The 26093-nt window shown below is 59.6% G+C and carries 29 protein-coding genes; 19 read left to right on the plus strand and 10 right to left on the minus strand.

The window, feature by feature from the left end:
* Positions 1-3: 3 nt before the first annotated feature.
* The 3 genes from WFP06_RS00410 to WFP06_RS00420 all read left to right on the plus strand — a co-directional run bounded on the left by WFP06_RS00410 (position 4) and on the right by WFP06_RS00420 (position 3578).
* Positions 4-1527: a fumarate hydratase gene (locus WFP06_RS00410; protein ID WP_336985285.1), complete on the plus strand. Its 1524-nt coding sequence runs from the start codon at positions 4-6 to the stop codon at positions 1525-1527.
* Between the two features lie 94 nt (positions 1528-1621).
* On the plus strand, positions 1622-2845 hold the full coding sequence (locus tag WFP06_RS00415; protein ID WP_336985286.1) for a sensor histidine kinase: 1224 nt from the start codon (positions 1622-1624) through the stop codon (positions 2843-2845).
* Complete coding sequence (locus WFP06_RS00420) at positions 2838-3578, plus strand: LytR/AlgR family response regulator transcription factor (RefSeq protein ID WP_336985287.1); 741 nt, start codon at positions 2838-2840, stop codon at positions 3576-3578. Before WFP06_RS00415 ends, WFP06_RS00420 begins: the two co-directional genes overlap by 8 nt.
* 89 nt (positions 3579-3667) lie before the next feature.
* Here WFP06_RS00420 and WFP06_RS00425 read toward each other — a convergent pair whose 3' ends face one another.
* The gene (locus tag WFP06_RS00425; RefSeq protein ID WP_336985288.1) at positions 3668-4000 is read right to left on the minus strand and encodes a UrcA family protein; all 333 of its coding nucleotides are present in this window, start codon (positions 3998-4000) and stop codon (positions 3668-3670) included.
* 206 nt (positions 4001-4206) lie between these two features.
* On the opposite strand from WFP06_RS00425, the gene WFP06_RS00430 reads away from it, so the two are divergent.
* Genes WFP06_RS00430 through WFP06_RS00440 form a run of 3 tightly spaced genes read left to right on the plus strand, consistent with a single transcriptional unit; the run spans position 4207 to position 6106 of the window.
* Entirely contained in the window at positions 4207-4473 is a 267-nt protein-coding gene (locus WFP06_RS00430) for a hypothetical protein (protein ID WP_336985289.1), read from the plus strand.
* Between the two features lie 45 nt (positions 4474-4518).
* Complete coding sequence (locus WFP06_RS00435; RefSeq protein ID WP_336985290.1) at positions 4519-5364, plus strand: diacylglycerol/lipid kinase family protein; 846 nt, start codon at positions 4519-4521, stop codon at positions 5362-5364.
* The gene (locus WFP06_RS00440; RefSeq protein WP_336985291.1) at positions 5357-6106 is read left to right on the plus strand and encodes a metallophosphoesterase family protein; all 750 of its coding nucleotides are present in this window, start codon (positions 5357-5359) and stop codon (positions 6104-6106) included. Before WFP06_RS00435 ends, WFP06_RS00440 begins: the two co-directional genes overlap by 8 nt.
* Before the next feature lie 87 nt (positions 6107-6193).
* Here WFP06_RS00440 and rpsI read toward each other — a convergent pair whose 3' ends face one another.
* The 4 genes from rpsI to WFP06_RS00460 form a co-directional block, all read right to left on the minus strand.
* Positions 6194-6715 carry a 30S ribosomal protein S9 gene (gene rpsI / locus WFP06_RS00445; protein WP_336987590.1) on the minus strand — a complete coding sequence of 174 codons (522 nt, stop codon included), beginning with the start codon at positions 6713-6715 and terminating at the stop codon, positions 6194-6196.
* 308 nt (positions 6716-7023) lie between these two features.
* The gene (gene rplM / locus WFP06_RS00450; RefSeq protein WP_336985292.1) at positions 7024-7503 is read right to left on the minus strand and encodes a 50S ribosomal protein L13; all 480 of its coding nucleotides are present in this window, start codon (positions 7501-7503) and stop codon (positions 7024-7026) included.
* 163 nt (positions 7504-7666) lie between these two features.
* Positions 7667-8266 (minus strand): hypothetical protein, encoded by a 600-nt coding sequence (locus tag WFP06_RS00455; RefSeq protein WP_336985293.1) that lies wholly within the window; start codon positions 8264-8266, stop codon positions 7667-7669.
* A gap of 119 nt (positions 8267-8385) precedes the next feature.
* Positions 8386-9447 (minus strand): COX15/CtaA family protein, encoded by a 1062-nt coding sequence (locus WFP06_RS00460; RefSeq protein WP_336985294.1) that lies wholly within the window; start codon positions 9445-9447, stop codon positions 8386-8388.
* Between the two features lie 83 nt (positions 9448-9530).
* Between WFP06_RS00460 and WFP06_RS00465 the strand changes: the two genes are divergently transcribed.
* The 3 genes from WFP06_RS00465 to WFP06_RS00475 all read left to right on the plus strand — a co-directional run bounded on the left by WFP06_RS00465 (position 9531) and on the right by WFP06_RS00475 (position 11564).
* A complete protein-coding gene (locus WFP06_RS00465; protein ID WP_336985295.1) occupies positions 9531-9914 on the plus strand; it encodes a MerC domain-containing protein in 384 nt (127 codons plus the stop codon).
* 19 nt (positions 9915-9933) lie between these two features.
* On the plus strand, positions 9934-10935 hold the full coding sequence (gene thiS / locus WFP06_RS00470; RefSeq protein ID WP_336985296.1) for a sulfur carrier protein ThiS: 1002 nt from the start codon (positions 9934-9936) through the stop codon (positions 10933-10935).
* Positions 10936-11036: 101 nt separating this feature from the next.
* On the plus strand, positions 11037-11564 hold the full coding sequence (locus tag WFP06_RS00475; protein WP_336985297.1) for a hypothetical protein: 528 nt from the start codon (positions 11037-11039) through the stop codon (positions 11562-11564).
* Positions 11565-11806: 242 nt separating this feature from the next.
* On the opposite strand, the gene WFP06_RS00480 is transcribed toward WFP06_RS00475, so the two are convergent.
* The 3 genes from WFP06_RS00480 to WFP06_RS00490 form a co-directional block, all read right to left on the minus strand.
* Positions 11807-13612, minus strand: a complete 1806-nt coding sequence (locus WFP06_RS00480) for an AMP-dependent synthetase/ligase (RefSeq protein WP_336985298.1) — start codon at positions 13610-13612, stop codon at positions 11807-11809.
* Between the two features lie 159 nt (positions 13613-13771).
* Positions 13772-15472: a gamma-glutamyltransferase family protein gene (locus WFP06_RS00485; protein WP_336985299.1), complete on the minus strand. Its 1701-nt coding sequence runs from the start codon at positions 15470-15472 to the stop codon at positions 13772-13774.
* Positions 15473-15482: 10 nt separating this feature from the next.
* Entirely contained in the window at positions 15483-16514 is a 1032-nt protein-coding gene (locus tag WFP06_RS00490; protein ID WP_336985300.1) for a quinone-dependent dihydroorotate dehydrogenase, read from the minus strand.
* 104 nt (positions 16515-16618) lie between these two features.
* Here WFP06_RS00490 and WFP06_RS00495 point away from each other — a divergent pair, with 104 nt between their 5' ends.
* The 10 genes from WFP06_RS00495 to WFP06_RS00540 all read left to right on the plus strand — a co-directional run bounded on the left by WFP06_RS00495 (position 16619) and on the right by WFP06_RS00540 (position 24923).
* On the plus strand, positions 16619-18427 hold the full coding sequence (locus tag WFP06_RS00495; protein WP_336985301.1) for a DUF885 domain-containing protein: 1809 nt from the start codon (positions 16619-16621) through the stop codon (positions 18425-18427).
* 302 nt (positions 18428-18729) lie between these two features.
* Positions 18730-19155 carry an SUF system Fe-S cluster assembly regulator gene (locus WFP06_RS00500; protein WP_336985302.1) on the plus strand — a complete coding sequence of 142 codons (426 nt, stop codon included), beginning with the start codon at positions 18730-18732 and terminating at the stop codon, positions 19153-19155.
* Positions 19152-20648, plus strand: a complete 1497-nt coding sequence (sufB, locus tag WFP06_RS00505) for a Fe-S cluster assembly protein SufB (RefSeq protein WP_336985303.1) — start codon at positions 19152-19154, stop codon at positions 20646-20648. Before WFP06_RS00500 ends, sufB begins: the two co-directional genes overlap by 4 nt.
* Entirely contained in the window at positions 20648-20866 is a 219-nt protein-coding gene (locus tag WFP06_RS00510; RefSeq protein WP_336985304.1) for a hypothetical protein, read from the plus strand. Before sufB ends, WFP06_RS00510 begins: the two co-directional genes overlap by 1 nt.
* Positions 20863-21357 (plus strand): DUF559 domain-containing protein, encoded by a 495-nt coding sequence (locus WFP06_RS00515; protein WP_336985305.1) that lies wholly within the window; start codon positions 20863-20865, stop codon positions 21355-21357. The genes WFP06_RS00510 and WFP06_RS00515 overlap by 4 nt, the downstream gene beginning before the upstream one ends.
* Entirely contained in the window at positions 21344-22087 is a 744-nt protein-coding gene (sufC, locus tag WFP06_RS00520; protein WP_336985306.1) for a Fe-S cluster assembly ATPase SufC, read from the plus strand. The genes WFP06_RS00515 and sufC overlap by 14 nt, the downstream gene beginning before the upstream one ends.
* Positions 22084-22836, plus strand: coding sequence for a SufD family Fe-S cluster assembly protein (locus WFP06_RS00525; RefSeq protein ID WP_336985307.1), 753 nt, complete (start codon positions 22084-22086; stop codon positions 22834-22836). The genes sufC and WFP06_RS00525 overlap by 4 nt, the downstream gene beginning before the upstream one ends.
* On the plus strand, positions 22833-24062 hold the full coding sequence (locus WFP06_RS00530; protein WP_336985308.1) for an aminotransferase class V-fold PLP-dependent enzyme: 1230 nt from the start codon (positions 22833-22835) through the stop codon (positions 24060-24062). Before WFP06_RS00525 ends, WFP06_RS00530 begins: the two co-directional genes overlap by 4 nt.
* Positions 24059-24553, plus strand: coding sequence for an SUF system Fe-S cluster assembly protein (locus tag WFP06_RS00535; protein ID WP_336985309.1), 495 nt, complete (start codon positions 24059-24061; stop codon positions 24551-24553). The genes WFP06_RS00530 and WFP06_RS00535 overlap by 4 nt, the downstream gene beginning before the upstream one ends.
* A gap of 1 nt (position 24554) precedes the next feature.
* Positions 24555-24923, plus strand: a complete 369-nt coding sequence (locus WFP06_RS00540; RefSeq protein WP_336985310.1) for a HesB/IscA family protein — start codon at positions 24555-24557, stop codon at positions 24921-24923.
* Between the two features lie 20 nt (positions 24924-24943).
* Here the strand turns inward: WFP06_RS00540 and WFP06_RS00545 are convergent, their stop codons facing one another.
* On the minus strand, positions 24944-25387 hold the full coding sequence (locus WFP06_RS00545; RefSeq protein ID WP_336985311.1) for a hypothetical protein: 444 nt from the start codon (positions 25385-25387) through the stop codon (positions 24944-24946).
* On the minus strand, positions 25377-26072 hold the full coding sequence (locus tag WFP06_RS00550; protein ID WP_336985312.1) for an EI24 domain-containing protein: 696 nt from the start codon (positions 26070-26072) through the stop codon (positions 25377-25379). Before WFP06_RS00550 ends, WFP06_RS00545 begins: the two co-directional genes overlap by 11 nt.
* Between the last annotated feature and the right edge of the window lie 21 nt (positions 26073-26093).

Raw genomic sequence — 26093 nt, forward strand, 5'->3', positions numbered from 1 at the left:
TCGATGAGCGACATGATCACCATCCGTGAGGAAGACCTGATCGAGAGTGTTGCCGATGCGCTGCAATATATCTCCTATTACCATCCGATGGATTACATTCGCGCGCTCGGCGATGCTTATGAGGCAGAGCTTGGTCCGGCGGCGAAGGACGCCATCGCACAGATCCTGACCAACAGCCGGATGTGTGCCGAAGGACACCGGCCGATCTGTCAGGATACCGGCATCGTAAACATATTCGTCAAATGGGGTCAGAACTGCCGCCTCGCATCGGACAAGAGCTTGCAAGACGTGGTAGATGAGGGGGTTCGCCGCGCGTACACGCATCCCGAGAACAAGTTGCGCGCGTCAATTCTGGCGGACCCCGCATTCACCCGGCGCAACACGCGCGATAACACCCCCAGCGTGCTTTCGGTTGAAATGGTCCCGGGTTCGAAGATCGAAATCGACGTGGCTGCCAAGGGCGGCGGCAGCGAAAACAAATCCAAATTCAAGATGATGAACCCGTCCGATAACATCACCGACTGGGTGCTCGAACAAATACCCAGCATGGGGGCTGGGTGGTGTCCGCCCGGAATGCTGGGCATCGGGATCGGCGGAACGGCAGAACATTGCATGAAGCTCGCCAAGCAGAGCCTGATGGAACCCATCGATATGGCGCAGTTGAAGCAGCGCGGCGCGCAAACCGATATCGAACAATTGCGGATTGATATTTTCGATGCGGTAAATGCCACCGGGGTCGGCGCGCAGGGTCTGGGCGGCCTGTCCACTGTACTCGACGTAAAAATCTACGATGCACCCTGTCACGCGGCTGGAAAGCCGGTGGCGATGATCCCCAATTGCGCCGCAACGCGCCACGCCCATTTCACTCTCGACGGGTCGGGGCCTTCCTTTCTGGAAACACCCAAGCTGGACGAATGGCCTGACGTGAACTGGCAGCCTGATGCTGCGGCCAAGCGGGTTGATCTGGATAATCTGACCAAGGAACAGGTGGCCAGCTGGGATCACGGAGACCGCCTGCTCCTGTCGGGCAAGATGCTCACCGGACGCGATGCGGCGCATAAGCGGATTCAGGACATGATTGCTGCGGGGGAACAATTGCCGGTCGATTTCACGAACCGCGCCATTTACTATGTCGGCCCGGTCGATCCCGTCATGGGCGAAGCCGTGGGTCCGGCCGGCCCGACCACGGCGACAAGGATGGACCGATTTACCGAAATGATGCTCGATCTGGGCCTGCTGGCCATGATCGGCAAGGCCGAACGCGGCAATGATGCAGTTGATGTAATCTCGCGCTTCAAGGTGTCATATTTAATGGCAACCGGCGGCGCAGCCTATCTGGTCAGCCGCGCAATCAAGGAAGCCAGGGTTGTCGGCTTTGAAGATCTGGGCATGGAAGCCATTTACGAGTTCACCGTCGAGGATATGCCCGTGACCGTCGCGGTCGATAGCAAAGGCAACAACGTCCATAAGCTGGCGCCGGAAATCTGGCGCAAGAAAATCGCGGAAGAACACCTTTTGCCGACTTAACAGGACATTTGATCGTTCGACAAAACGCGCCACCAGATCGACGGCGGCGCTGGATTGAATGCGAGATTTCGTCCAAAGTCTGCCGGTAATGGATATGAAACGCGATACTGCGGCTGCGCCGGCCGAGCCCCGTGCCAGAGTGCCCTTCAAGGTCGTGCTCGTATCGATGGTCACTCTGTGGGTCGCCTATTTCCTACTGGCGACGCTGAGCAGCTTGCTGGCCGATTATGATTTTCAGGACGAGCTGATAATTCGCCGTCTGGCGGTGTGTTTCGGCGGCGTGCTGGTGACCATCGGTGTTTGGCTGGTTCTGCGCATTTTCGACAATCGCAGCTTGGCTGCCAAAGCCGCGGTAGCGCTCATCATCGCCTTTCCGGCAGCGCTGTTGATCGCCCAGATCAATCAATGGGCATTTGCGGATATGGAAGGGCGGGTGTTGAACAAGATCGGCGAGGATGGCGTAAAATTTCGCCGCGATGCTGCCGGTAATCTGCTCGTCGATGTGCCGACCGAATCGGAAGATGGCGAGCAAAAACCCGAAACTGAGACAACGACCGTCACACTCGCACGCGGGGACACGCCCTATCGCAAGTTCAGAGTGCTGACCGAATCCGCGCTGGGCCGCTATTTCCTGCTCCTCGCCTGGGCTGCGCTATACCTGGCTTTGCTCGAAGGTGCGCAGGCACGCGCGGCGGAGCGGCGCGAAGGCGAATTTCGGCGGGCAGCCAAGGCCGCCGAACTCCGCTCGCTGCGGTATCAGGTCAATCCGCACTTTTTGTTCAACACGCTCAATTCATTATCTGCGCTGGTCATGACAGGCAAAGCGGAGCGGGCCGAACAGATGATCCAGGCGACCGCGAGTTTTTACCGGCATAGCCTGGCCGAAGAACCTACTGCCGATGTGCCCTTGGCGGAGGAGTTTGCACTTCAGCGGCATTATCTGGATATCGAATCGGCCCGCTTTCCCCATCGCCTCAGGTTCGAATTCGATCTGCCGGGCGATCTGGCAAACGCCATGGTTCCGGGGATGATTTTACAGCCTCTGGTTGAAAATTCGGTCAAATACGGCGTCGCACCCGTATCCCGGATTGTGACGATCGTGATCAAGGCACGAGAGGAATATGATCGTCTGGTGCTGACAGTCAGCGACGATGGCCCCAGCGTGCCCGACACCGGCAATCACGGATTTGGTATCGGGCTTGCCAATGTTGCCGACCGGCTTGAGGCGTGTTTCGGCCCGCTTGCGAGCATTTCATCCGGACCGACCCAAAACGGATATTCGACACAGCTGCGGATGCCGCTTGAACGCCATGACTGACGAAACTGAAAAACCGGTTTTGAAAACTTTGATCGTGGATGACGAACCGCTCGCGGTAGAGCGGATGCAAGTCATCTGCGCTTCGCTTGACGCCATTACGGTCGCCGGCACAGCCAATGACGGCGCTGCGGCCCTGCGGCTGATCGAAGCACTTTCCCCCGACCTTGTGCTGCTCGATATGACCATGCCCGAACTGGACGGCCTGGCTGTAGCCAGAGCGATTGCCAAACTGGACCAGAAGCCCGCGGTCATATTCGTGACGGCCCACGATTCTTTTGCGGTCGAGGCGTTTGATTGCGACGCGGTCGATTATGTGTTGAAACCGGTGACCCCGCAGCGGCTGGCCCGCGCAATTGAACGCGCATCAGAAAGGCGCGGCACCTCCAGCACCAGGCGGAGCCAGTGGCTGTCCGAATTATGGGTGCCGCATCGTTCGGAATTGCTGCGCATCGAAGTGGCGCAGGTCAGCCGGATCGATGCAGAACGCGATTATGTCCGGTTGCATGTCGGCGAACGGACATATTTGCTGCTGCAAACGATAGCCGGGCTTGAGAAACGGCTCGATCCCGACGAATTTATCCGCATCCACAGATCGAACATCCTGCGCCGCGATGCCATTCGCGGGCTGAAACACGATGGATTGGGTGTGTGGTCTGCCGAGCTTGAAGATGGTGAAAAGCTCAGGATTGGCCGCACCTATCTGGCAAAAGTGAAGGCAATGGCCGGGCGCTAGCGGTCCGGCCAGTAAAAGGCCGCCCGAAGGCGGCCAAGGGGGGATCCGGGCGGGGGGACTAAACCATCCCGGATCCGTTTGAGGTATCGTTATCCGCCAAGCAGGTTGTCGCGGATTACCGATGCCATTTGTACGGAAACCTTCTGCCGGGTTTCTCTGTAACAGGCGTTTTCTTGCCGGGATGTTTTCAACCGGCCTTGACTGTCGAACCGGCAAACCTGCCGCGCTGCTTCATTCAGTCTGGTCTGGAGTGTTTTCTGACCTTCCGGGGTGGTCAGCGCCAGGTCGGCGTAATTGACGTGCGCCACGACCGGATTGGTGCCGGCGATCGCCGGTTGCGCGATGGCAACTGTGGCTGCCAGGCCGATTGCGGCGAAACTCCTCGCGAGGGTTGGGGTGAGATGCCAAGTATTCATGGTCATTTCCTTTCAATCTACCGCAACCGGCGGGCGGGGGAGAAATGCCGACTGCGTACGATACTAATGCTCCAAGCCAGAAAGTTACGCAGCAACTGCTATACCGAAACACAATATGTCTCGACCAGAGCATCGCGCTACCGACGAATTGCGCGAAGATGCCCACGAATGGCCTTTGGTAATCGACGAACAACCCGCCTATATGAATGCGGATGGCCGTTTTGATTACCTTTCTGCTGGGAATCGGCAATTTTGCCTTGCACAAGGCTGTGCTCGAGAGCGGGCATCCACTTATCGGCCGGATGCCATGGTTTGTGCATATGTTGGGTGGGCGGGCCAGTCTGATAAGCGAATTTGCGGTGTTATTGGCGGCGATGCTGCTGGTCGGAACAGGCAATCCCGAGGTCTGGTATTATTACGCCGGTTACACCTGTTTCAACGTTTTTGCCGCCTGGCTTATCTGGACCCGCCGGGTTTGACCGGTGGCGCGTGGAACCGGCGGCAGATCGGCGCGCTTAGCTGACATGACCAAGACACAGAAAATCAGGCTGGTGTATAATTCGGCAAGCGGAAGTCATGACGATAGCCAGATCGCAGAGCTTGCGGAAAGCCTTTCCGGCTATGGCGCGCTGGAACGCTCGGACTGTAAAGATGACGGGTTGCCTGCCATTAGGGATCTGGACGATTCGGATACGGATCTGGTCGTCATTCATGGCGGTGATGGCACGCTTAACGGCTGTCTGACTGCGCTGGAAGGTTGGGGCGGGGCTGTTCTGGCGCTGCCCGGGGGAACCAGCAATCTGTTGTCCCATACGCTGCACGGGGACCTTGGCTCGCTGGACATTGTTGCGTTACTCTCTCGCGGCGAATTGACCAGATCGAGGATCGATTGCATCCGCTGGCGCGACGGGATCGCCGTAGCGGAAATCCTGGCCGGGCCCGGCGCCCGCTGGGCCAATGTGCGCGAGGATATCCGCGATCGCGATATCGCCGGTGCCCTTTCGCACGCAAATGAAGTCATCCAGCGCAGTGCCAACGGGTCGCTGGCCAGGCTCGACAAGCCCGCGGCGGGCAATCCGGATGGGTATGGCGCTATCCGGTTATACCCGCAGTCAGGGAAGATCGCGGCTGCCGGCTATAGCATTGACGGTGTCGCTGATTTTCTTGCCCAGGGTGCCGCAATCGCATTGCGCGATTATCGCAAGGGGCCACATGACGACATCGGCCAGTTTGCCGAGGTTATTTGTCGCTCGACCGGTGACGAACCGCTTGACCTGATGATCGATGGAGAAATCATCGAAGGGCAGCCAAGCGAAAGTTTTTCGCTTGCACCGCTCGGTCTCGATCTGCTTTGCGCTACGCATGGCTGAAGAAACACTGTTATTCCATGTAAGCGATGTCCATTTTGGTGCAGAAAACCGCACTGCTCTTGATTGGTTTGCTGCCGCTGTCGCGCAAGAGAAACCGGCTGCGGTAATTTGCACCGGTGATGTTACGCAGCGCGCGAAGCATTCCGAATTTGCCGCTGCGCGAGAATTTTTCGGCAGCTTGGGGGTTCCGGTCACGATCGAACCCGGCAATCATGATATGCCTTACTACAATTTGTGGGAGCGATTTACCAACCCTTATGGACGGTTTGGCGCCCTGGAACGCACCGTCGAAGCCCAGCTTGATCTTGGAGCGCTCGCTGTGGTCCCGCTCAAGACGACCGTCCGCATCCAGCCTCGCTTCCCGTGGTCCGATGGATATGTCCGCGACGAGGCTTTGGCGAAGACGCTCGGCCAGTTGAAACAGGCGCGTCAAAACCATGACTATGTGATTGTTGCCTGCCATCACCCGCTTGTTCCGGCGCGTCACGGCGACAAGAACCCGACCATCGGGGGTGATGAAGCGTTTGCAGCACTGGCGGGTGCCGGTGCAGATGCAGTGCTTTCCGGCCATGTGCACCATTCGTTCGACTTGATCCGTGAAGCCGCTGGAAACGGGGTAAAGGTTGTCGGCGCCGGAACACTTTCAACGCGGCTCAGGGGCGCACCGCCCGCTTATAACACCCTGCTTTACCGGCAGGGTCATGGTTTGACAGTAGAGCACCGCACCTTTTCGGACCAATAGGCCGGCGGCGGCGCAAACAGTCCGCCTAAAACAACAAAAAAGGCGACCCGAGGGCCGCCCTTTCTGGTGTTGATTGTCTGAACGCGTTTAACGCTTGGAGAACTGGAAGCTCTTGCGAGCCTTGGCCCGGCCGTATTTCTTACGTTCGACCACACGGCTGTCTCGCGTGAGGAAGCCAGCTGACTTCATCGTTGCGCGCAAAGCAGGTTCGTAACGCGAGAGAGCCTGGCTGATGCCGTGCTTTACCGCGCCGGCCTGGCCTGAAAGCCCGCCACCCTTGGTGGTTGCGATCACGTCATACTGCCCGTCACGCTCGGAAATCGTGAAGGGCTGGTTGATGACGAGCCGCAGCGTCGGACGTGCGAAATACACTTCCTGATCGCGCCCGTTGATCGTGATTATGCCCTTGCCGGGCTTGATCCAGACGCGTGCAGTTGCATCCTTGCGCCGGCCGGTCGCATAAGACCGGCCTTGTGCATCGATTTCCTGCTCGCGCAGCGGCGTAGTCGGAGCCTGGGGCGCCGCTTGGCCAACTTCTCCGGCACCTTGAGCAGCAGCAACTGCATCAGCATCGGGGGCATCGCCAGCAATCGTCTTGAGATCGGCCAGATCGGAAACGGTGGTAGATTCCGGCTTGGTTTCGGGCGCCTTGGTTTCAGCAGGCTTCGCTTCGGTGGCTACAGCGGGTCCGCCTTCGGACGCTTTTTCTTCAGGAGCCTTGTCAGCCGGAGCCTTGTCCTTTGCCGCCTTGGCTTTTGGCGCTTTGGCATCGGTTTTGGTTTCGGCTTTAGCGTCGGCCTTCTTGGCAGCCTTAGGCTTGGCCTTGGTTGCCTTGGCTTCGGTTTTGGCTTTCGGAGCGGCCGCGGCAGCAGCCTCTGTTTCGGCAGCCTTCGGGTCTGGTTTCTTGTCGTCAGCCATTATTGAGCAGCCTTGTTCTTGCGGTTCATAGAGGCAACGTCGAGCACCGCAGGCTTTTGACCTTCATGCGGGTGTTCGGTGCCGTTATAGAGGTGCAGCGCTTTCATCTGGGCACGACCCAGCGGGCCGCGCGGAATCATACGCTCGACAGCCTTTTCAAGCACGCGCTCGGGAAAGCGGCCTTCGAGGATCTTGGCAGGCGTGGTTTCCTTGATGCCACCGACATAGCCGGTGTGCTTGTAGTAAATCTTGCCCGTCATCTTGTTACCGGTGAACCGGACCTTGTCGGCATTGATAACAATGATGTGATCGCCGCAGTCAACATGCGGCGTATAGCTTGGCTTGTGCTTTCCGCGCAGGTGGTTCGCGATGATTGTGGCAACACGGCCGACAACCAGTCCATCGGCATCGATAATGTGCCAGTTTTTTTCGACCTCAGCCGGTTTGATCGACCGGGTGGTCTTGGTCAGCGCCTTCATGGCATGGTCCTTAAGATAGGAATACAAACAAATAGGCACCCGATCAGGGGTGCCCGAATGCGCGCGCTTTTGACGCAAATCATCCGCAAGTCAAGCAAATCGGGCGATTGCCGGAAGGTAAAATAATACCTCTGTGCAAAATGCTTGCCACGTCACGGCTGAGTTAGCCGAGGATCCAGTGTTCCTCGGAGGTTCTGCGAGACCCTGATAATTCGGTTATGATCAGCCGTTTTGCACTCGTCATGAGGCCGCTGGCGGCAGCACGGTTTCCCGAAAATTCGACGGCAATCGTTCCTTTCAGCCCGCCCGGCAGGGAGATCGTGTCCTGGCGGCGATTGGCCGATGCGGGCGGAACAAACAGATCGGGCGGGGAAGCCGCATTGGCGGTAGCTGCTGATTGCGCCAGCACAGAGATATAGGCGCGTGCCTGCGCTTGATCGTCCACCGGCAAGCCCGCATCAGCTATCACGTCCAGTGCTTCGGCAACTGCGCGCGCCAGCGAAATCGAATCGTCAATTTGGCGGGCATCCATCAACACGCCGCTCACGCCCAGATTGACTGGATAGGCTGCAGAATCGTCGCGGTCGAATTCGAAACCAGCAAATCTTGCCAGTGAAGGCGGAGCGTCGATTTCGACCGAAACCTGCCGGCCGGACAACGAATATCCCGAGCCCAGCGCAGTAAACTCGACCTCGTAGTCGCGAGTGATCGTGATGGTTTTTCCGTCACCCAGGTCACGCCGGAGGCTGCGACGCAAGTTCATGGGCGCCAACGGGGGAGAAAACTGGCTAGGTGACGCATTTGCAGTCATTGGAAACGCGGGGGAAAATACTGCCGCCGCCCCCAGGATCTGCAGAATCTTTCTTCGGCTATGCGGCTGCTTCATGCCCTGCTGCCCAGCGCATGGGCGCCCCAGGCAAAGGCCGCAACCAGCAGCGCGCCGACCAATTGGTGCGCCACCGCGAGCCAAAGTGCGACACCGGTCATCACCGTTGCGATGCCAAGCAGGATTTGCGTTCCAAAGGCGGAGTGAATTGCGATTGATGCAAGCCGATTTACCGGTTTGACTCTGCGCGCCATCACAACCAGCGCGATGACGGCAATCCACGCCCACCAGCGATGGGCGAAATGCAGCAGATACGGATCATGCGTTGCCGCCCAGAAGAAGCCGCGAGACGTATCCCATTCAGGCACTAATCTGTCTTGCATAAGCGGCCAGCTGTCTGAAGCGAGGCCTGCGTTCAGTCCGGCAACCCATGCGCCCAGCAGAATTTGCACAAACAGGATAAATCCGGCAGCCCACGCCAGGCCCGTAAACCGTGCCGGAGGGGCTGCCTGGTCAGCAGCATATGCGCGCAGGTCCAATGCTGTCCACACGAGCCCTCCCAATGTGAAAAATGCGGTCACCAAGTGAATGGAGAGCCAGAAATGGCTGACGTCGGTCATGGTACCCGACAGACCGGAGCGAACCATGTACCAGCCGAACACGCCTTGCAGCCCGCCAAGTGCAAGCAACGCGAGCAACCGCGGTTTGTACCCTGCCGGAATTGCCTGCTTCACCCAGAACCAGATCAGAGGCACGGCAAATGCCAGACCGATCAAGCGGCCCCAAAGCCGGTGAAACCATTCCCAGAAATAGATGAACTTGAATGCCGCGAGATCCATCCCGGCCGGCCCTGATTCGTTGATAAACTCAGGAGTGGCGCGGTAAAGCTCGAATTCGGCCTGCCATTGCGCCTCGCCCAGTGGTGGCAACGCGCCCGTAACCGGGTCCCATTGGGTAATCGAAAGACCGGATTCGGTCAGGCGGGTGATTCCGCCGACGCCCACCATTATCAGAACCATGACTGCAACGAACAGCAGCCAATTTGCGATATTGACGGGGCGAACTACGCTGCCGGCCAGCGTTGGCGCGGCGTCTCGCTGAAGAACGGTTGTGGCCATCTGCCCCAGATGCGGATCAATTGTTCGAACCGCAAGGCCGAATCCGACTTGCGCAATGATATAATATATCATAAATGATGTTTATGGTTTCAGCAACGCTTCCGACAAACAGCCGCACGGTCAGGCATTGGCTGGACCGTGCGGGCGTGGTCCTGTCGGCGCTGTGCGCCGCGCATTGTGTGGCAGGGTTGGCGCTGGTCACTCTACTCGGCGCCAGCGGAGGCCTTTTGTTTGCGCCGCAATTCCACGAAGCGGGCCTGGCAATTGCGGTCGTGATCGGAGCGCTTGCGGTCGGTATGGGCGCAGTGAAACATCGCCGGCTTGCGCCCGTCGTGCTGGGTATCACCGGGCTGGCGCTGATGGGGGGCGCATTATTTGTCGAGCATGGATATTCCGAAGCCGGTTTGACAATTGCTGGCGTCGCTCTGGTCGCTGCTGCACACATCATCAACTTGCGCCGCGCGTAGCACACGCTATCTGGCCTGTATGGCCGCATCACTGAACCTGACCGTCAACGGCGAAACGCATAGCGCGCCCGCCAAATCCTCCATCGCCGATCTGGTGCGCCAGATGCAGCTGGACCCGGCCAAGGTCGCGGTTGAGCATAATTCGGTAATCGCGCCGCGTTCCCGGCTTGCCGACATTGCCCTGATGGAAGGCGATGTGCTGGAGATCGTCCATTTCGTCGGCGGCGGACAGGGCGATGGGGGCGATGGGGGCGATGATAGCTGGTCAGTGGCAGGCCAAACCTTCACATCGCGGCTGATCGTGGGAACGGGTAAATACAAGGATTTTGCAGAGAACGCAGCAGCGCTGGAAGCCAGCGGCGCGGAAATCGTCACTGTGGCGGTACGCCGCGTGAACGTGTCTGACCCGGCAGCGCCAATGCTAACCGATTTCATCGATCCGGCCAAGACAGTCTATCTGCCCAATACGGCTGGCTGCTTCACCGCAGATGATGCGATCCGCACTTTGCGATTGGCGCGCGAGGCCGGCGGCTGGGATCTGGTCAAACTTGAAGTGCTGGGCGAAGCGCGCACATTATATCCCGATATGCGCGAAACGCTCAAGGCCACCGAAGTGCTTGCCGGCGAAGGGTTCAAGCCGATGGTCTATTGCACCGACGATCCGATTGCCGCCAAACAGCTTGAAGAAGCCGGCGCGGTTGCGGTTATGCCTCTGGGCGCACCGATCGGCAGCGGGCTGGGTATCCAGAACCGTGTTACTATCCGCCTGATAGTCGAAGGGGCCAGCGTGCCGGTGCTGGTTGATGCAGGCGTCGGCACGGCGAGCGATGCTGCTGTCGCGATGGAACTTGGCTGCGACGGCGTGTTGATGAACACCGCAATTGCCGAGGCTAAGGACCCGATCCGGATGGCGCGGGCGATGAAGCTGGCAGTCCAGGCCGGGCGGGATGCGTATTTGTCGGGCCGCATGGCAACGCGGAAATATGCGGATCCCAGCAGCCCCCTGGCCGGGCTGATATGAACAAATTTTTCTGCGCGTTTACCAAACGCTAACCATATTCAGTGACAACCGGAGCCAGAAAGCGCGCGGGCCGATTAGCCTGCGCGATGGGGGACCGGGCAATGGCTGCAGCTGAAACCATTTCAATGACAATCGCGGAAATGCGCGAATTTGCCAGCTTTGACGCGGCAGAACAGCGCTATATCCGGCGCAGCCTCGATATCGGTCTTGGCCGGCAGGATGCCTTCAAGCTGTGGGCCCGCGATGCCGCGGAAAGCGCGGCCATTCGCAGCCAATATGTGACCTATCAGGAATTGAAGGCACTGCGCGACGATATTCCCGCAAGCCACGGCTTCGAACAGATTGAAAGCTTCATGGGCAAACTCATCCGGGTTGCCGCATTCGACCTGGCGCAGGAACGTATCGCCAGTTTTTCAGCGTTCCGCTTCCTTTACGAGCGTCTGCTCGGCGCTGACATCCGCGCGTGGCTGCCCAGCGCATTTTGCGGCGCTGCTGCCTTGCCGCAAATCCGCCCGGACTGCCGCCGGGATTTGTTGCAAAGCCTGAGCGAAGCTGCCGCAACAGCGCCCGGCTGGTCCGACCGCGAACCCAGTTTCTACCCTGAGTTCATCGAAGCTGAGGCGGCCTAAACCTCTGAAACAGCTTCGCCGGCGGTTAGTTGAACCGTGGAACCGACTATTCGCCAAACTCTGTCAAGATATCGAGCGGTGTACGGTTAACCGGCTTTTACGTTACCCGTGGCCGAGCGTCATCCTCCATTGCCTTGATAATCGGGCGGGCCGAAAAATCATTATAACACGCCATTTGCCCCGCAATACCAGCGATGTAACTCCCCACAGAAAATGGTCTGCAATCAAAGCGGGTCAGAAGATCAACTCCGATAAAGCCCGTCCAGCCGTGCCTGATAGCGTTCGCGGATTTTGTGGCGGCGGATTTTCAGGCTCGGCGTCATTTCCTCGTTTTCAACCGAGAATGGCTCGTCCGCGAATTCGAATTGGCGGACTTTTTCGGTGACTGAGACACTCTGGCTTACGCGGTCCACTCCTTTGCGAACCGCGCTGCGGAATGCCGGTAGATCCTGTAGCGCGGCCATGTCGAATTTCTCGCCGTTTTTCTGCGCCCATTCAAGCGCCCATTCGGCGTCCGGCACAATCAGGCCGACCAGATAGGGGCGTTTGTCGCCAACAACCATGGCTTGCGCGATCTCGGGCTGGAGTGTCAGCATACCTTCTATTTTCTGCGGCGCGACATTATCGCCCTTGTCATTGACGATCATGTCTTTCTTGCGGTCGGTTATGATAATCCGGCCCTTGTCGTCTAAATGTCCGATATCGCCGGTGTGCAGCCAGCCATTCTTAAGCGTGCGCTTCGTCTCGGCACTGTTTTGCCAATAGCCGTGCATTACCAGTTCGCCGCGGCAGAGGATTTCACCGTCTTCGGCAATTTTGACCTCCACCCCGCGAAGCGGCGCGCCGACTGTGTCCATCTTGATGCCCGTTGCCGGACGGTTACAACTGATGACGGGGCCAGCCTCCGTCTGGCCGTAACCCTGCAGCATGGTCAGCCCCATCGCGTCGAAAAATATCCCGACCTCAGGGTTGAGCGGTGCACCACCTGACACCATCGCTTTCAAACGCCCGCCGAATTTTGCGCGGATTTTGGGACGCAGCGATTTTTCGAGAACCATGTCCATCGCCTTGTCAAGCATCCGCCCGCGCCCCTCGGCCTTACGCGCTCCGATGGTGAGCGCGCGGTCCATCAGGTAATTCGGCACGCGGCCCTGTTTCTCGATTTGCTTGATGATGCGGGTACGCAGAACCTCGAACAGGCGCGGCACCACAACCATTACTGTCGGGCGCACTTCTTCGATGTTGCTGGCCAGTTTTTCCAGCCCCTCCGAATAGAAAATTTCCGCGCCGACACCGATGGGCAAAAACTGTCCGCCCGAATGTTCGTAAGCATGGCTGAGCGGCAGGAACGAGAGAAAACGGTCCCCCTCATCCAGACCGAAATCTTCTATCAGCACTTCGGCTGCGCCAGCCACATTGCACAGGATCGCGCCGTGATGCTGGAGCACTCCGCGCGGTGCACCGCCCGTGCCGCTGGTATAGATTATACAGGCAGTGTCATCGCGTTTCATCGACGCAACCCGGGCATCGACAGCGGCGCGCGCGGCCTGCGCATCGCCCGTCAGAAGATCGGCCCAGTTATGCCCGCGAAAGCTACCGGCCTGGCTCTGTTTCTGACCGTCGATCGCGATCAGATGTTCGGCGATGCCCGATTGCAGCATCGCGGGCAGCAGCGGCGCCGCCAGCTTGTCGCCCGATACGATGACCGCGCGCGCCCCCGAATTATCGAGGATGTGCTCGTGATCATGCGTCGTGTTGGTGGTATATGCGGGCACTGTAATACAGCCCGCCGCCATGATCGCGAGATCGGCGACGCACCATTCAGGCCGGTTTTCGGAAACCAGCATCACGCGGTCGCCCGGCTCCAGGCCTAAACCGCGCAGGCTTTCGGCCAATATGCAAACCTGTTCGGCGGTTTGGGCCCAGCTTTGCGTTACCCATTCGCCGCCCGATTTGCGGCCAAGGAAGGGCGCATCGCCTTTTTCCCCGGCGCGTTTGAAAAACAGTTCTACAAGGCTGTTGGCCGATTCGATTTCTGCAAGCTGCACCTTGGGCCCGCTCCTCTTTCCCGCGAAATTATTACCGCTGTTACGGTTTATGATGGTTTAGGGTTCCGCAGGGCCAGCGGCAAGGGCCAGCGGCAAGGGCCAGCGGCAAGGGCCATCTGCAAGTGGCGACGGCGAGGTGCCAGCGGCATGGGCACATCCCTAGCGGGTAACCGCAATGCCCTCGCTCCGCGGATCAGCCGCACCTACCCAGATCCCGCTGATTTTGCGCGCAGCATTGGCCTTTAGCGGCAAGCCGCGCGCCGCGACATCATGACCCAGATTGCGCAACGCGGGGATCATGTCTTCCAGATAGGTTCCAGCCTCCACCGAAATCGCATCACCCGGCGAATACAAAACAGGTAAAGCAAGTGCATCCGCAGGCGTCATACCGAAATCGATCATGCCGATAAGCCCGCGCGCGACCTGCACCGGGATTGTCGAGCCGCCAGCAGCGCCAATAGCCATCACCAGTTCGCCATCGGGCGCGTAAACCAGAGTTGGTGACATGGAACTGCGCGGCCGCTTGCCGCCTTGGACGCGGTTAGCGATTTTCCGGCCATCCTTTTCCGGTGTGAAGCTGAAATCGGTCAGTTCATTGTTGAGATAAAACCCGCCGAACGTCAGCCCCGAACCGAAGGAGCCTTCGATAGTGGATGTATAGCTCACCGCATTACCTGCTCCATCGACTACCACGAAATGCGAGGTGCCGTTTTCTGCCGGTTCATCCCCATCAGGCGGAGCGAGAGACATGTCAGCCGGCAATCCGTGCGAAACATCCGCCATGCGTGCATCGGGCGCAATCAGACCGCCGCGGGCAGCCAGATAATCGCCGTCCATCAGGCCCGCCACAGGCACGGAAACGTAATCGCCGTCGGCCAGATACCGTTCCCGGTCGGCATAGGCGAGCCGCTGGGATTCGGCGAACAGGTGCCAGAATACCGGATTTTCTGCACCCAAAGCGGCCAGATCATGCGCTTCCAGCTGTTTCAGGATCGCGAAAACCGTGGTCGCGCCGGATGATGGCGGCCCCATTCCGCAAATCCGGTAGCTGCGATATTCACCGCAGACCGCACTGCGCTCGGCCGCACGGTAATTTGCTATATCGGCCGCCGTCATTCCGGCGGTGCGCGGTGTGTCGGCGGCAACTTTGGCAGCCAGCGCCGCGCCGCGCGGCCCCTCGTAAAAATACTGTGCCCCTGCAATCGCAATGCGCTGCAGCGTTTCAGCCAGATCAGGGTTGCGGATAAGACTGCCGACAGGGAGCGGAACATTATCGGCGCCGAAATATACCGGCCTGATCGCCGGATCGCGTGCCGCCCGTTCCGATTGGCTCGAAAGATATTCATGACCGCGCTCGCTCAGAATATAACCCTCGCTTGCCAATTTGATTGCCGGAGCAAACAGTTCTGTCCAATCCAGCCGCCCGTGTTGGCGATGCGCCATCTCCGCAAGGCGGATATTACCGGGCACACCGGTGCTGAGCCCGGTCATGACAGCGCCGCGATAACCAACGGGCTGGCCATCGCTGAAAAGAAACCAGTCTTCGCCCGCTGCCGCTGGTGCCGTTTCGCGCCCGTCGATTGTCGTGACAGCCCCATCCGCTGTTCCGCGGACGAAAAAGCCGCCGCCGCCAATCCCGCTTGATTGCGGTTCGACCACAGTCAGCGCAAGCATGGTTGCAATCGCGGCATCGGTGGCGGTGCCGCCTTGCCGGAGGATTGATGCACCCGCTTCTGCTGCGCGCGGATCTGCCGCGCTGACCACTCCAAAATTTTGCGGCGGCAAAGGGCCCGCCATCGGCGTAGCGCAAGCGCCAAGCGGCAGAAGCAGAACCAGCGAAGCGATGAGGCGTGTAATCATGATCGCGGTGCTATTCGCTCCCGACTGCCGCGGCAATGCCCGAAAAGCCGTCGCGTTTCATCAGTCCGGCCAGACCGCGCGTAATCGTCTTGGCTAATGCGGGACCTTCATAGACCATGGCGGTATAAAGCTGGACCAGGCTGGCGCCGGCGCGAATGCGTGCCCACGCGTCTTCCGCGGTAGCGATCCCGCCAACGCCCACCAGCGGCATTGCCCCCCCCGTCGCGCTGCGGAAATCGCGGATGCGCTGCAGCGCCAGATCGCGCAAGGGCTGACCCGAAAGTCCGCCCGTCTGATCGGCGTGGCGCGATTTCAAGGCGGGCCGCGCAATCGTTGTGTTGGAGACGATCAGCGCGCCCAGCTGCCTGTCCAGCGCGATCCGCGCGATTGCATCCATGTCTGCCGGTTCCAGATCAGGCGCGACCTTGAGGAATATCGGCACGTCATATGACCCGCGCGCCGCGATCACTCCATCGAGCAGGTCGATCAACGCCCCTTCATCCTGCAACGCGCGCAGGCCCGGCGTATTGGGGCTGCTGATATTGACCGCCAGATAGGATGCGTAAGGCACCACGGCTTTGGTCATGGTGGCATAATCGGCGCTGCGATCGGTGCTATCCTTGTTAGCGCCTACATTCACACCTACGATCCCGCCGCGATCCTTGCGCGCCTTCAGCCTGGGCAATGCGCCCGCCAGCCCGCCATTGTTGAACCCCATCCGGTTGATCACCGCACGGTCTTCGACCAGCCGGAACAGGCGCGGTTTGGGATTGCCCGCTTGCGGCAGCGGGGTAATCGATCCCACTTCGGTAAAGCCGAAACCCATCGCCAGCATTGCATCGGGCACTTCGGCATCCTTGTCGAAGCCAGCCGCAAGCCCGACCGGATTGGGAAAGCGCAAACCCGCCAGATCAACCGCCAGCGGGCCGCCGACAGGATGGCTTTTCAGCACCGGCTTGGCACGCAAGGCGGCAATCGTCAGCCGGTGCGCCCGCTCCGGATCGAGCGAGTATATCGCGGGCTTGAGAAGATCGAACAGCATCGGCTGGCGCTATGGCAATTCGGGCCGGAGTAGGCAAACGGATTGCAATGAGGGCGCAAGGCGGGCAATCCTGGAAGCAATATTATGTCACTGGGAGAACAAGAATGTTGAAACGGTCTTTGCTTGGCGCGGTTGCGGCGAGCGCATTGCTGGCAGGTTGCGCCAATATGGGCACCGCGCCGGAAGTTGCGCCGGTCATGGTGCAAAGTGCCGAGGCCGAACAGCAATCTCTCCGCGCCCTGTTTGAAGCCTATGACGCAGCCGAGCTCGCCGCATCACCCGAAAGCCAGGCATATCGCGGACAGCGCGGCGCGGATTACGGCAAATGGGATGATTATTCCGACGCCGCTGCGATTGCGGATCAGCAGCGGTTGCAGAACGCTGCCGGTGCAGTAGCGATGTACGATCCCGCTAGTCTCGGCGAGCAGGAACAACTCTCCCGGCGTTTGTTTGCTTCGATGGCTGCGCGGTCGGCCTCGCTCTTCCCGTTTCGCGAAAACGGCTATCTTTTCAACCAGATGTCCGGCGCGCAATCCGGGCTTCCGGCGTTTCTGATCAATATTCACTCGGTCAAGGACGAACAGCAGGCGCGCGATTACATTGCGCGGATCGAGGGTATCGGAACCGTGCTCGATACGCTTACCGCCACATCGCGCGAGCGTGCCGATAGCGGTGTGATGCCGCCCAAATGGGTCTATCCCTATGTGATTTCCGACATTGAAAACCTGATCGATGCGGGCGACGACAACGCCGTGCTCGAGGATTTTGCAAGCAAGACCGACGCGCTCGGTTTGGCGTCCAGCGCGGCAGCCGATCTGAAGCAAGACGCAGTGGCAGCGTGGAACAGCGCCGCGCGCCCCGGCTACCAGCGTCTGCTGGCTGAGATGAAGCGCCAGCAAGCCATTGCGCCAACCGACGACGGCGTGTGGCGGTTGCCCAATGGCGCGGCCTATTACAAGGCGCTGCTCGCCAGCTACACAACCACCGATCTGTCGCCGGACGAAATTCACAATATCGGTCTGCGCGAAGTGGACCGGATCCACGGCGAAATGCGTAAGATCATGGCGCAGGTCGGTTTCAAGGGCACGCTGCAGGAATTCTTCGCCTTCACCCGCGATGATCCGCAATTCTTTTACGAAACGCGCGAGGGGTATCTCGCAGACACCGCCACCAAAATGGCCGCAATGGAAGCGAAACTGCCCGAGTTTTTCGCCACACTGCCAACTGATCCGCTGGTGGTGAAGCCGGTGGAGGCGTTCCGCGAGAAGTCGGCGGGCAAGGCGTTTTACCAGCGGCCCGCACCCGATGGATCACGCCCCGGAACCTATTATGTGAACCTGTATAATCTGCGCGATATGTCAAAGAACGAACTGGAGGCGCTGGCTTATCACGAGGGGCTGCCGGGCCACCATCTACAGCTTTCGATCCAGACCGCCCTCGGCGATATTCCGCCCTTCCGCAGGTTCGGCGGCGTGACCGCCTATTCGGAAGGCTGGGGTCTTTATACCGAGGAACTGGGCAAGGATATGGGGTTCTACACCGATCCTTATTCCGACTTTGGCAGGTTGGGGATGGAACTGTGGAGAGCCTGTAGACTGGTTGTGGATACCGGCCTGCATCACAAGCGCTGGAGCCGCGAGGAAGCCATCGCTTATCTGTCCGGAAACACGCCCAATCCCGAGGGCGACGTGCGCAAAGCTATCGAGCGCTACATCGTCTATCCGGGCCAGGCGACAGCCTACACGATCGGCAAGCTGAAAATTATGGAATTGCGCAGCCGGTCACAGGCTGCGCTTGGCGATGCATTCGATATTCGCGGCTTCCACGATGTCATTCTGAAAAGCGGTCCGGTGCCGTTGTCGATCATGGAAGAAAACGTCGATGCGTGGATTGCGGCGGAAAAGGCCGGCTGAATAACGGGCCAGGGTTACACTAGTTACACCGTGTAACCCTGGCCGTTTCGGGTTTTGCCGTTGTTTTCCGGTGCTTTGCTCATAGGTTACAGTTTTACGTTTGGCCGCGCAAACCCGAACGGGGAACCGACGATTGGAAAGAGCCGCAACCACCGTGGCCGCGTTCCGCCGTGTAGGACAGCCGTTTTAAACGCGAAGTAGTTGCTAACGACTCGCAACAGTTTGATTTGGATTGAAATGCCATTTTGGCGCCCTTAAGTGTAATCGGAACGATTTAGTCCGATTTAACCCGAGAGTGCCGAATGCGCCTGTCAAACCTTGCCGATTACGCCGTAGTCACGATGAGCGCCGCCGCGCGCCATTGCGGCTTTTCGCGCGTTTCGGCGGCAGAACTGGCGGCGGAAACGGGGTTGCCCGTGCCGACAGTGCAGAAACTTGTCAGCAAACTCACCGCAGCCGGCCTGCTGCGTTCGGTGCGCGGTGCGGGCGGCGGTTTGCAGCTGGCGCGTCCGGCGGCGGCGATCACTCTGGCCGATATTGTCGAAGCGGTGGAGGGGCCGATCGCGCTTACCGCCTGCGCCGAACACGGCAAACATGATTGCGCGCTGGAAGACAGCTGCATGGTTCGCCCGCATGTCGGCATCGTCAACGAAGCCCTGCGCGGCGCGCTCGCGAATATCGCGCTGACGCAGCTTGCCAACACCCCCCGGATGGAAATTGCCCGATGAACGAACAGGTCCAGATCAAGGGCGCCCCCGAAAAGGACAAGGCCGCCAAAGATGCCGCCAAGTCGCTCGAAACTTACGAGCACGGTTTCTCCTCCGATATCGAACAGACTTTCGCGCCCAAGGGCCTGAATGAAGACACTGTGCGGTTCATTTCGGGCAAGAAGGGCGAACCGCAATGGATGCTCGACTGGCGGCTGAAGGCGTTTCGCCTGTGGCAGACCATGGAAGAACCCGACTGGGCCAAGGTCGGCTATCCCAAAATCGATTACCAGGACGCCTATTATTACGCCGAACCGACCAGGAAGCCCGAGCTTGGCTCGCTCGACGAACTCGATCCCGAAATCAAGCGCGTGTATGACAAGCTGGGTATTCCGCTTGGCGAGCAGGAAGTGCTTGCCGGGGTAAAGGGCGCGCGCAAGGTTGCCGTCGATGCGGTATTCGACAGTGTCAGCGTCGCGACCACATTCCGCGCCGAACTTGAGAAGGCGGGCGTCATTTTCCGCAGCATTTCCGAAGCGATCAAGGAATATCCCGATCTGGTAAGGCAATGGCTGGGCAAAATCGTGCCGCAGCGCGACAATTACTTCGCCACGCTCAACGCGGCGGTGTTCTCGGACGGAACATTCGTTTACATTCCGGAAGGCGTGCGTTGCCCGATGGAGCTTTCCACCTATTTCCGCATCAATGCCGAAAACACCGGCCAGTTCGAACGCACGCTGATCATTGCCGAAAAAGGCAGCTATGTCAGTTATCTCGAAGGCTGCACCGCGCCGATGCGCGATGAAAACCAGCTTCACGCCGCGGTGGTGGAACTGGTCGCGATGGAAGATGCGGAGATCAAATATTCGACCGTGCAAAACTGGTATCCCGGCAATGCCGAAGGGCTGGGCGGGATTTACAATTTCGTGACCAAGCGGGGCCTGTGCCAGGGCGACCGCTCCAAGATTTCATGGACGCAGGTCGAAACCGGCAGCGCGGTGACATGGAAATATCCGTCCTGCGTCTTGAACGGCGAGGATAGCGTGGGCGAGTTTTACTCGGTCGCCGTCACCAACAATTACCAGCAGGCCGATACCGGCACCAAGATGATCCATAATGGCAAAGGGTCGCGCAGCACGATCATCTCCAAGGGGATCAGCGCGGGCAAATCCTCCAATACGTATCGCGGGCTGGTGCGCGTGGGCGCGAACGCGGACAATGTGCGCAATTTCACCCAGTGCGACAGCCTGCTGCTGGGCGACAAATGCGGCGCGCATACAGTACCCTATATCGAAGTGAAAAACCCCACCGCGCAGATCGAACATGAAGCCACCACCAGCACGATTTCCGACGACCAGCTGTTCTACGCGATGCAACGCGGGCTGGACGAGGAAGAATCCGTCGCGCTGATCGTCAATGGCTTTGCAAAGGAAGTGCTGAAGCAGCTGCCGATGGAGTTTGCTGTGGAGGCGCAGAAGCTGCTGGGCATCAGCCTTGAGGGGAGTGTGGGCTAGTGACCATATCAGGTTGGTATAAAGCTTTGCTCGCATTGTGGGCTCTGGCGTTTGTGCCGTTTCACGCCTTTGTCATGCTGTTCAATGACAAATCGCTTTTGTCTTTGCCCGATGCGCCAGGCCCGTCGGGTTCTCCGCTCGGACTTTATCTGGGCTACATGACCGTGATGTTTTCCCCGCTGTTTCTTATCCCCTTCGCATTGCGAAAATCGAAATGACCGAACGTAAAAAACTTTCACTTGGCGCTGTCTCGGACCGCGAATCTGCCGATGCGGCTCCGCGCGGGCGCAAGCATATTTCGTCCGAGCGGCTGGACCGGATCAACGACCGTGCGCGCGATATGAAGCGCAATCCTACCGATGCCGAGAAGGCGCTGTGGGAAGTGCTGCGTGACGGACGGCTGGAAGGTTTCAAATTCCGCCGCAAGATCGTGATCAGCTCGGTCATTGTCGATTTCGGCTGTTCCGACCGGATGCTGGTGATCGACATAGATTCCGGCAATGTCGGCGCGGATGAACTGACCGCGCTGCGCAACAAGACACTCGCTGAAAAGCACATCCTGCCGATCAGTTTCACCGAAGACGAAGTGCTGAACGAAATCGGGCATGTGAAGGAATCAATCCTGAGCGCGCTCGAAATGCCCGATCTGGATTCCGGTGATCCGCGTATCCGCGCCCCGCGAACAAGAGACCGACATGCTAAAAATTGAAAACCTCACCGCCACCGTGGCGGACAAGACGATCCTCGACGGCCTCACGCTCGAAGTGAATGCGGGCGAAGTGCACGCGATCATGGGGCCCAATGGCGCGGGTAAATCCACACTGGCATACGTGCTGGGCGGGCGTCCGGGTTACGAAGTTACCGGCGGATCGGTGGAGTTCATGGGCAAGGACTTGCTTGAACTGGAGCCGCATGAGCGCGCCGCGCTCGGTTTCTTTTTGGGCTTTCAATACCCGGTCGAAATTCCCGGCGTCTCGAACGTGCAGTTCCTGCGCGAGGCATTGAATTCGCAGCGCAAGGCACGCGGCGAGGAACCGCTGTCGGGCGGCGATTTCCTGAAACTGGCGCGCGAGAAGGCGGGCCTGCTGAAAATGGACATGGAAATGCTCAAGCGGCAGGTCAATGTCGGCTTTTCCGGCGGCGAGAAAAAGCGCGCCGAGATGGTCCAGATGGGCATTCTGGCCCCGAAATTTGCGGTGCTGGATGAAACCGATAGCGGGCTCGATATCGATGCTTTGCGGATTGTGGGCGACGGGATCAACACGATCATGCGCGGCCCCGACAAGGCCGCGCTGCTGATCACGCATTACCAGCGTTTGCTCGAAGTGGTGAAGCCCGATTACGTCCACGTTCTGGCGCGCGGCAAGATCGTGAAAACCGGCGGCGCGGAACTGGCACTGCGGCTTGAAGACGAAGGGTATGAGGTGGTTGCGGCGTGAGCGAGCTGGCCACCCTTCCTACCAGGCATGACGAGGACTGGCGCTATGCCGATGGTGATTATCTTGCCGCGGCGGATGTGCGGGCGATCAACCACTGGCGCACGCTCGACGTGCCCGCCGGCGAAACGCGCCGCGAAGTCGGAACGCATCAAACGGGCGGGGCGGTTGACCGCCTTCGCGTGCATGTCGGCAAGCGTGGGCGGTTCGAAGCCTTCCACTCCATCACCGGCGGCAAATATTGCCGGGTCGAAATCGAAGTGACGCTGGAAGAGGGCGCGCATTTCGAATTTGGCGGGGTGACTGTGGGCGGCGGCGACAAGGTGCAGGAATTCGTCACCCGCGTTATTCATGCCCAGCCCAATGGCACTTCCAACCAGGTCGTGCGCGCTGTGCAATGGGGCAAATCCACGGGCAATTTCCTTGGCCGGATCGAAGTCGTGCGTGATGCGCAGAAAACCGACGCGGGGCAGAATTTTCGCGCCTTGCTGCTGGAAAAAGGCGCGGCGGCGAACACCAAGCCGGAACTCGAAATCTTCGCCGATGATGTGCTGTGCGCGCACGGCGCTGCCATCGGCGCGATGGACGAACAGGCGCGGTTTTATATGGCTGCCCGCGGTTTGCCGCCCGAAGCAACCCAGCGATTGCTGGTGCAGGCCTTTATCGGCGATGCGTTCGCCGCGCTCGACGATGATGACGCGCGTGAACGGATGGTCGAGGGCGCGCTGGCAGAGCTTGAGACGCGCGAATGAGCAAAACCGCAACCCTGATGCGGAAGGCCGACTTGCGCGAGGAATTTCCGGGCATGGTCACGCCGGACGGCCAGCCGTGGCACTATCTCGACACTGCGGCGACGGCGCAAAAACCGCAGGCCGTGATCGACGCCATGAGCAACGCGCTGGGCCGCGATTACGCGACCGTGCACCGCGGTGTCTATGCACGGTCGGCCGATATGACGCAGGCCTATGAGGCGGCGCGGGCGCGTGTTGCCAGATTCATGGGCGCGAGCGATGCAGGCGAGATTGTCTTCGTGCGCGGCGCGACCGAGGGGATCAATCTGGTCGCGCAGAGCTGGGGCGGGGCAAATCTGGCAGCGGGCGACCGCATCATGCTCAGCCAGCTGGAGCATCACAGCAACATCGTGCCCTGGCAGATGATTGCCGAGAAAACCGGCGCGCAAATCGACGTATGTCCGATCACCGATGACGGGTTGATCGATCTGGACGCGATGGAAAAGATGCTGACACCGCAGCACAAGATCGTCGCGCTGGCGCATGTTTCCAACGTGCTGGGTTCGATATTGGGCGCGAAGCGGGCGGCGAAACTGGCGCATAAAGTCGGCGCGAAGCTGCTGCTCGACGGGTGTCAGGCCGCACCGCGGATGCGGCTGAATATGGCCGAGCTTGACTGCGATTTCTATGTGATGTCGGCGCATAAACTCTACGGCCCGACCGGTATCGGCGTACTGTGGGCGCGCGCGGAACTGCTTGACACCATGCCCCCCTACCAGGGTGGCGGGGCGATGATCGACAAGGTCACTTTTGCCCGAACCACCTACGCACCTGCCCCGCAGCGGTTCGAGGCAGGAACGCCGATGATTACCGAGGCGATCGCGCTGCACGCGGCAGTGGATTACGTCGATGCGCTCGATCCGGAAAGCCTGTTTGCGCATGAAAGCGGCCTCGCTGCGACTCTGCGTAGTGAGCTTCGCAAGATCAATTCAATCCGTCTGTTCGGCCCTGAAAAGTCGGCCGGAATCGTCTCGTTCGAGATGGAGGGGGTTCACCCGCACGATCTGGGCACCATATTGGATGAAGAAAACGTCGCGATCCGCGCCGGCCATCACTGCGCGCAGCCGCTGATGGCGCATCTGGGCGTCACCGCCACCGCGCGGGCCAGCTTTGGAATTTATAGCGACGAAAGTGATATAGAGGCGCTGCTGCGCGGTATCGCACGGACCAAAAGGATTTTTGGATGAACGACCAGAGCAAGATTGCCGTTGAAGAGGTCGATAAGGTCGCGACCCCGCCGCGCGCCCGTGTCGAGGACGAAACGCCCGCCGAATCCATGGCCGAATCCATGGGCGCCAAGCTGGAGCGCAAACGCGACTACCTCGAAGGGTTTTTGGCCAAGAAGCCCGAAACCACGCCGATGGGCGAGGCAGGCAGCGAATTGCAGCAGGCGGTGATCGACGCGCTCAAGGAAATTTACGATCCGGAAATTCCGGTCAACATTTATGATCTCGGGCTGATTTACGGTGTGGAAGTGTCAGCGGATGCCGATGTCACGGTGAACATGACGCTCACCACACCCAATTGCCCGGTTGCCGAGAGTATGCCCGGCGAGGTTGAATTGCGCGCCGGGGCCGTGCCGGGCGTGCGCGATGCCGAAGTCGTTCTGGTGTGGGACCCGCCGTGGGACCCTGCGAAGATGAGCGACGAGGCGCGGCTCGAATTAGGGATGCTGTGACATGACCGTGACGAAAACCTCACCTGTAAAACGCTCGCTCCCCGCAGCGGTAAAGCTGACCAGGGCCGCCCAGCAGCGCGTGACCGATCTGATGGCCAAAGCGCCCGCTGACGCGATTGGCGTAAAGCTGTCCACCCCGCGGCGCGGGTGTTCGGGCCTTGCCTATTCGGTCGATTACGTGACCAGCGAGGAGAAATTCGACGAAAAAATCGAAACTCCCGGCGGCGTGTTCTACATCGACGGGGCCAGCGTGCTGTATCTGGTCGGATCGATCATGGATTGGGTGGAGGACGATTTTACTGCCGGTTTCACATTTGAAAACCCCAATGCCAAAGGGGCTTGTGGCTGCGGCGAAAGCTTTATGGTCTGATTTGTAAGGGGAGGGCCCGTTTATCGGCGGCCCCGTAACGCTACGACGCAGGCCGCGCGGTCAACGTCCAGACCATCACTCGCGCGGCGCGTATCGACATAGGTCGCCGCCGGTTCACCGCCGGGCCGCGGCGGATAGAGATAGACATCCATGACGCAGGCTTCGCCGGTAAACTGCAATTTGCGGGCGTCGCCTTCTTTGACAGTTAGATGCGGCTCTCCGAATTGACGGACCAGGGCGCCTGTGTTTGCGCCGATCACGCCTTCGAGGCCGGGCAGATCCATAATTCTCGCCGCGCGAAAGCCCGATGCAGCGGGCTGCGGATTGGTCGCCGGCCTTGGCACCGGCACCGAGGTTATCGGACGCTGCGTGCTACTTGATTTGCCGATGGCAGGTTTGGGCGATGAAGCGCACGCGCTGAGCAGCGGGAAAGCCATCAGGGCGAGGACAAACTTAGCGTGCATGGGTAACAATCCGTTTTCTGTGAATCAGGTGAGCGGCGCTCGCGGCACCCAATACGGGGGCGAGCAAATTGACGAAAGGTATCAGCAGCAGCGCGGCAACTACACCGCCCAGCATGAACCGCGTCGGACCCGTTAGCGGCGGCTTTTCATCAGCCTCGCCGGGTTGGCGCAGCCAGACCATGTCCTGCAATTCGCGCCCCAGAAGATGTGCATTCACCGCCCAGAACAGCAGCGGTGCACCAATTCCGGTGACCAGCAAGACAATTGCAAACGGCAATGCGATCAGATTTACGATTATCGCGCGCGCCGCGGATTTAAGGCTGCCCGATGCTTCCTGCGAAAAAGACAATTTGCGCGCCGTATGCGCGGCTTCGGGGTAGTGCCGGTCCTCCACGGCTTGCACGACATCTTCGGCAAAGAACTGGATCACCGCCAGCGCGACGAAGCGGAACAGAAACCATCCCGCCAGCAGCCCCGCCAGCAGCGCCAGCAGGCTGGAAACTTCATCGCTGGCTTGTGCAAAACCGCTCCGCTCCAGCAGCGCGTCGAACGCAAATGATCCGGCATAGGCGAGCGCGGCAAACACCAGCAGCGTGACCGCAATCGTCTTTGCCAGAATTGCCAGAATCCGGCGATCTGCCAGCTGCCCGAATGCCAGGCCGAATGCGGAAAGAACGCTACCCATCGGCAGGGCGATTGCGCGGGC

Origin of the sequence: Altererythrobacter aquiaggeris, from assembly GCF_037154015.1 — a bacterium.
GTDB lineage: Bacteria > Pseudomonadota > Alphaproteobacteria > Sphingomonadales > Sphingomonadaceae > Aestuarierythrobacter > Aestuarierythrobacter aquiaggeris.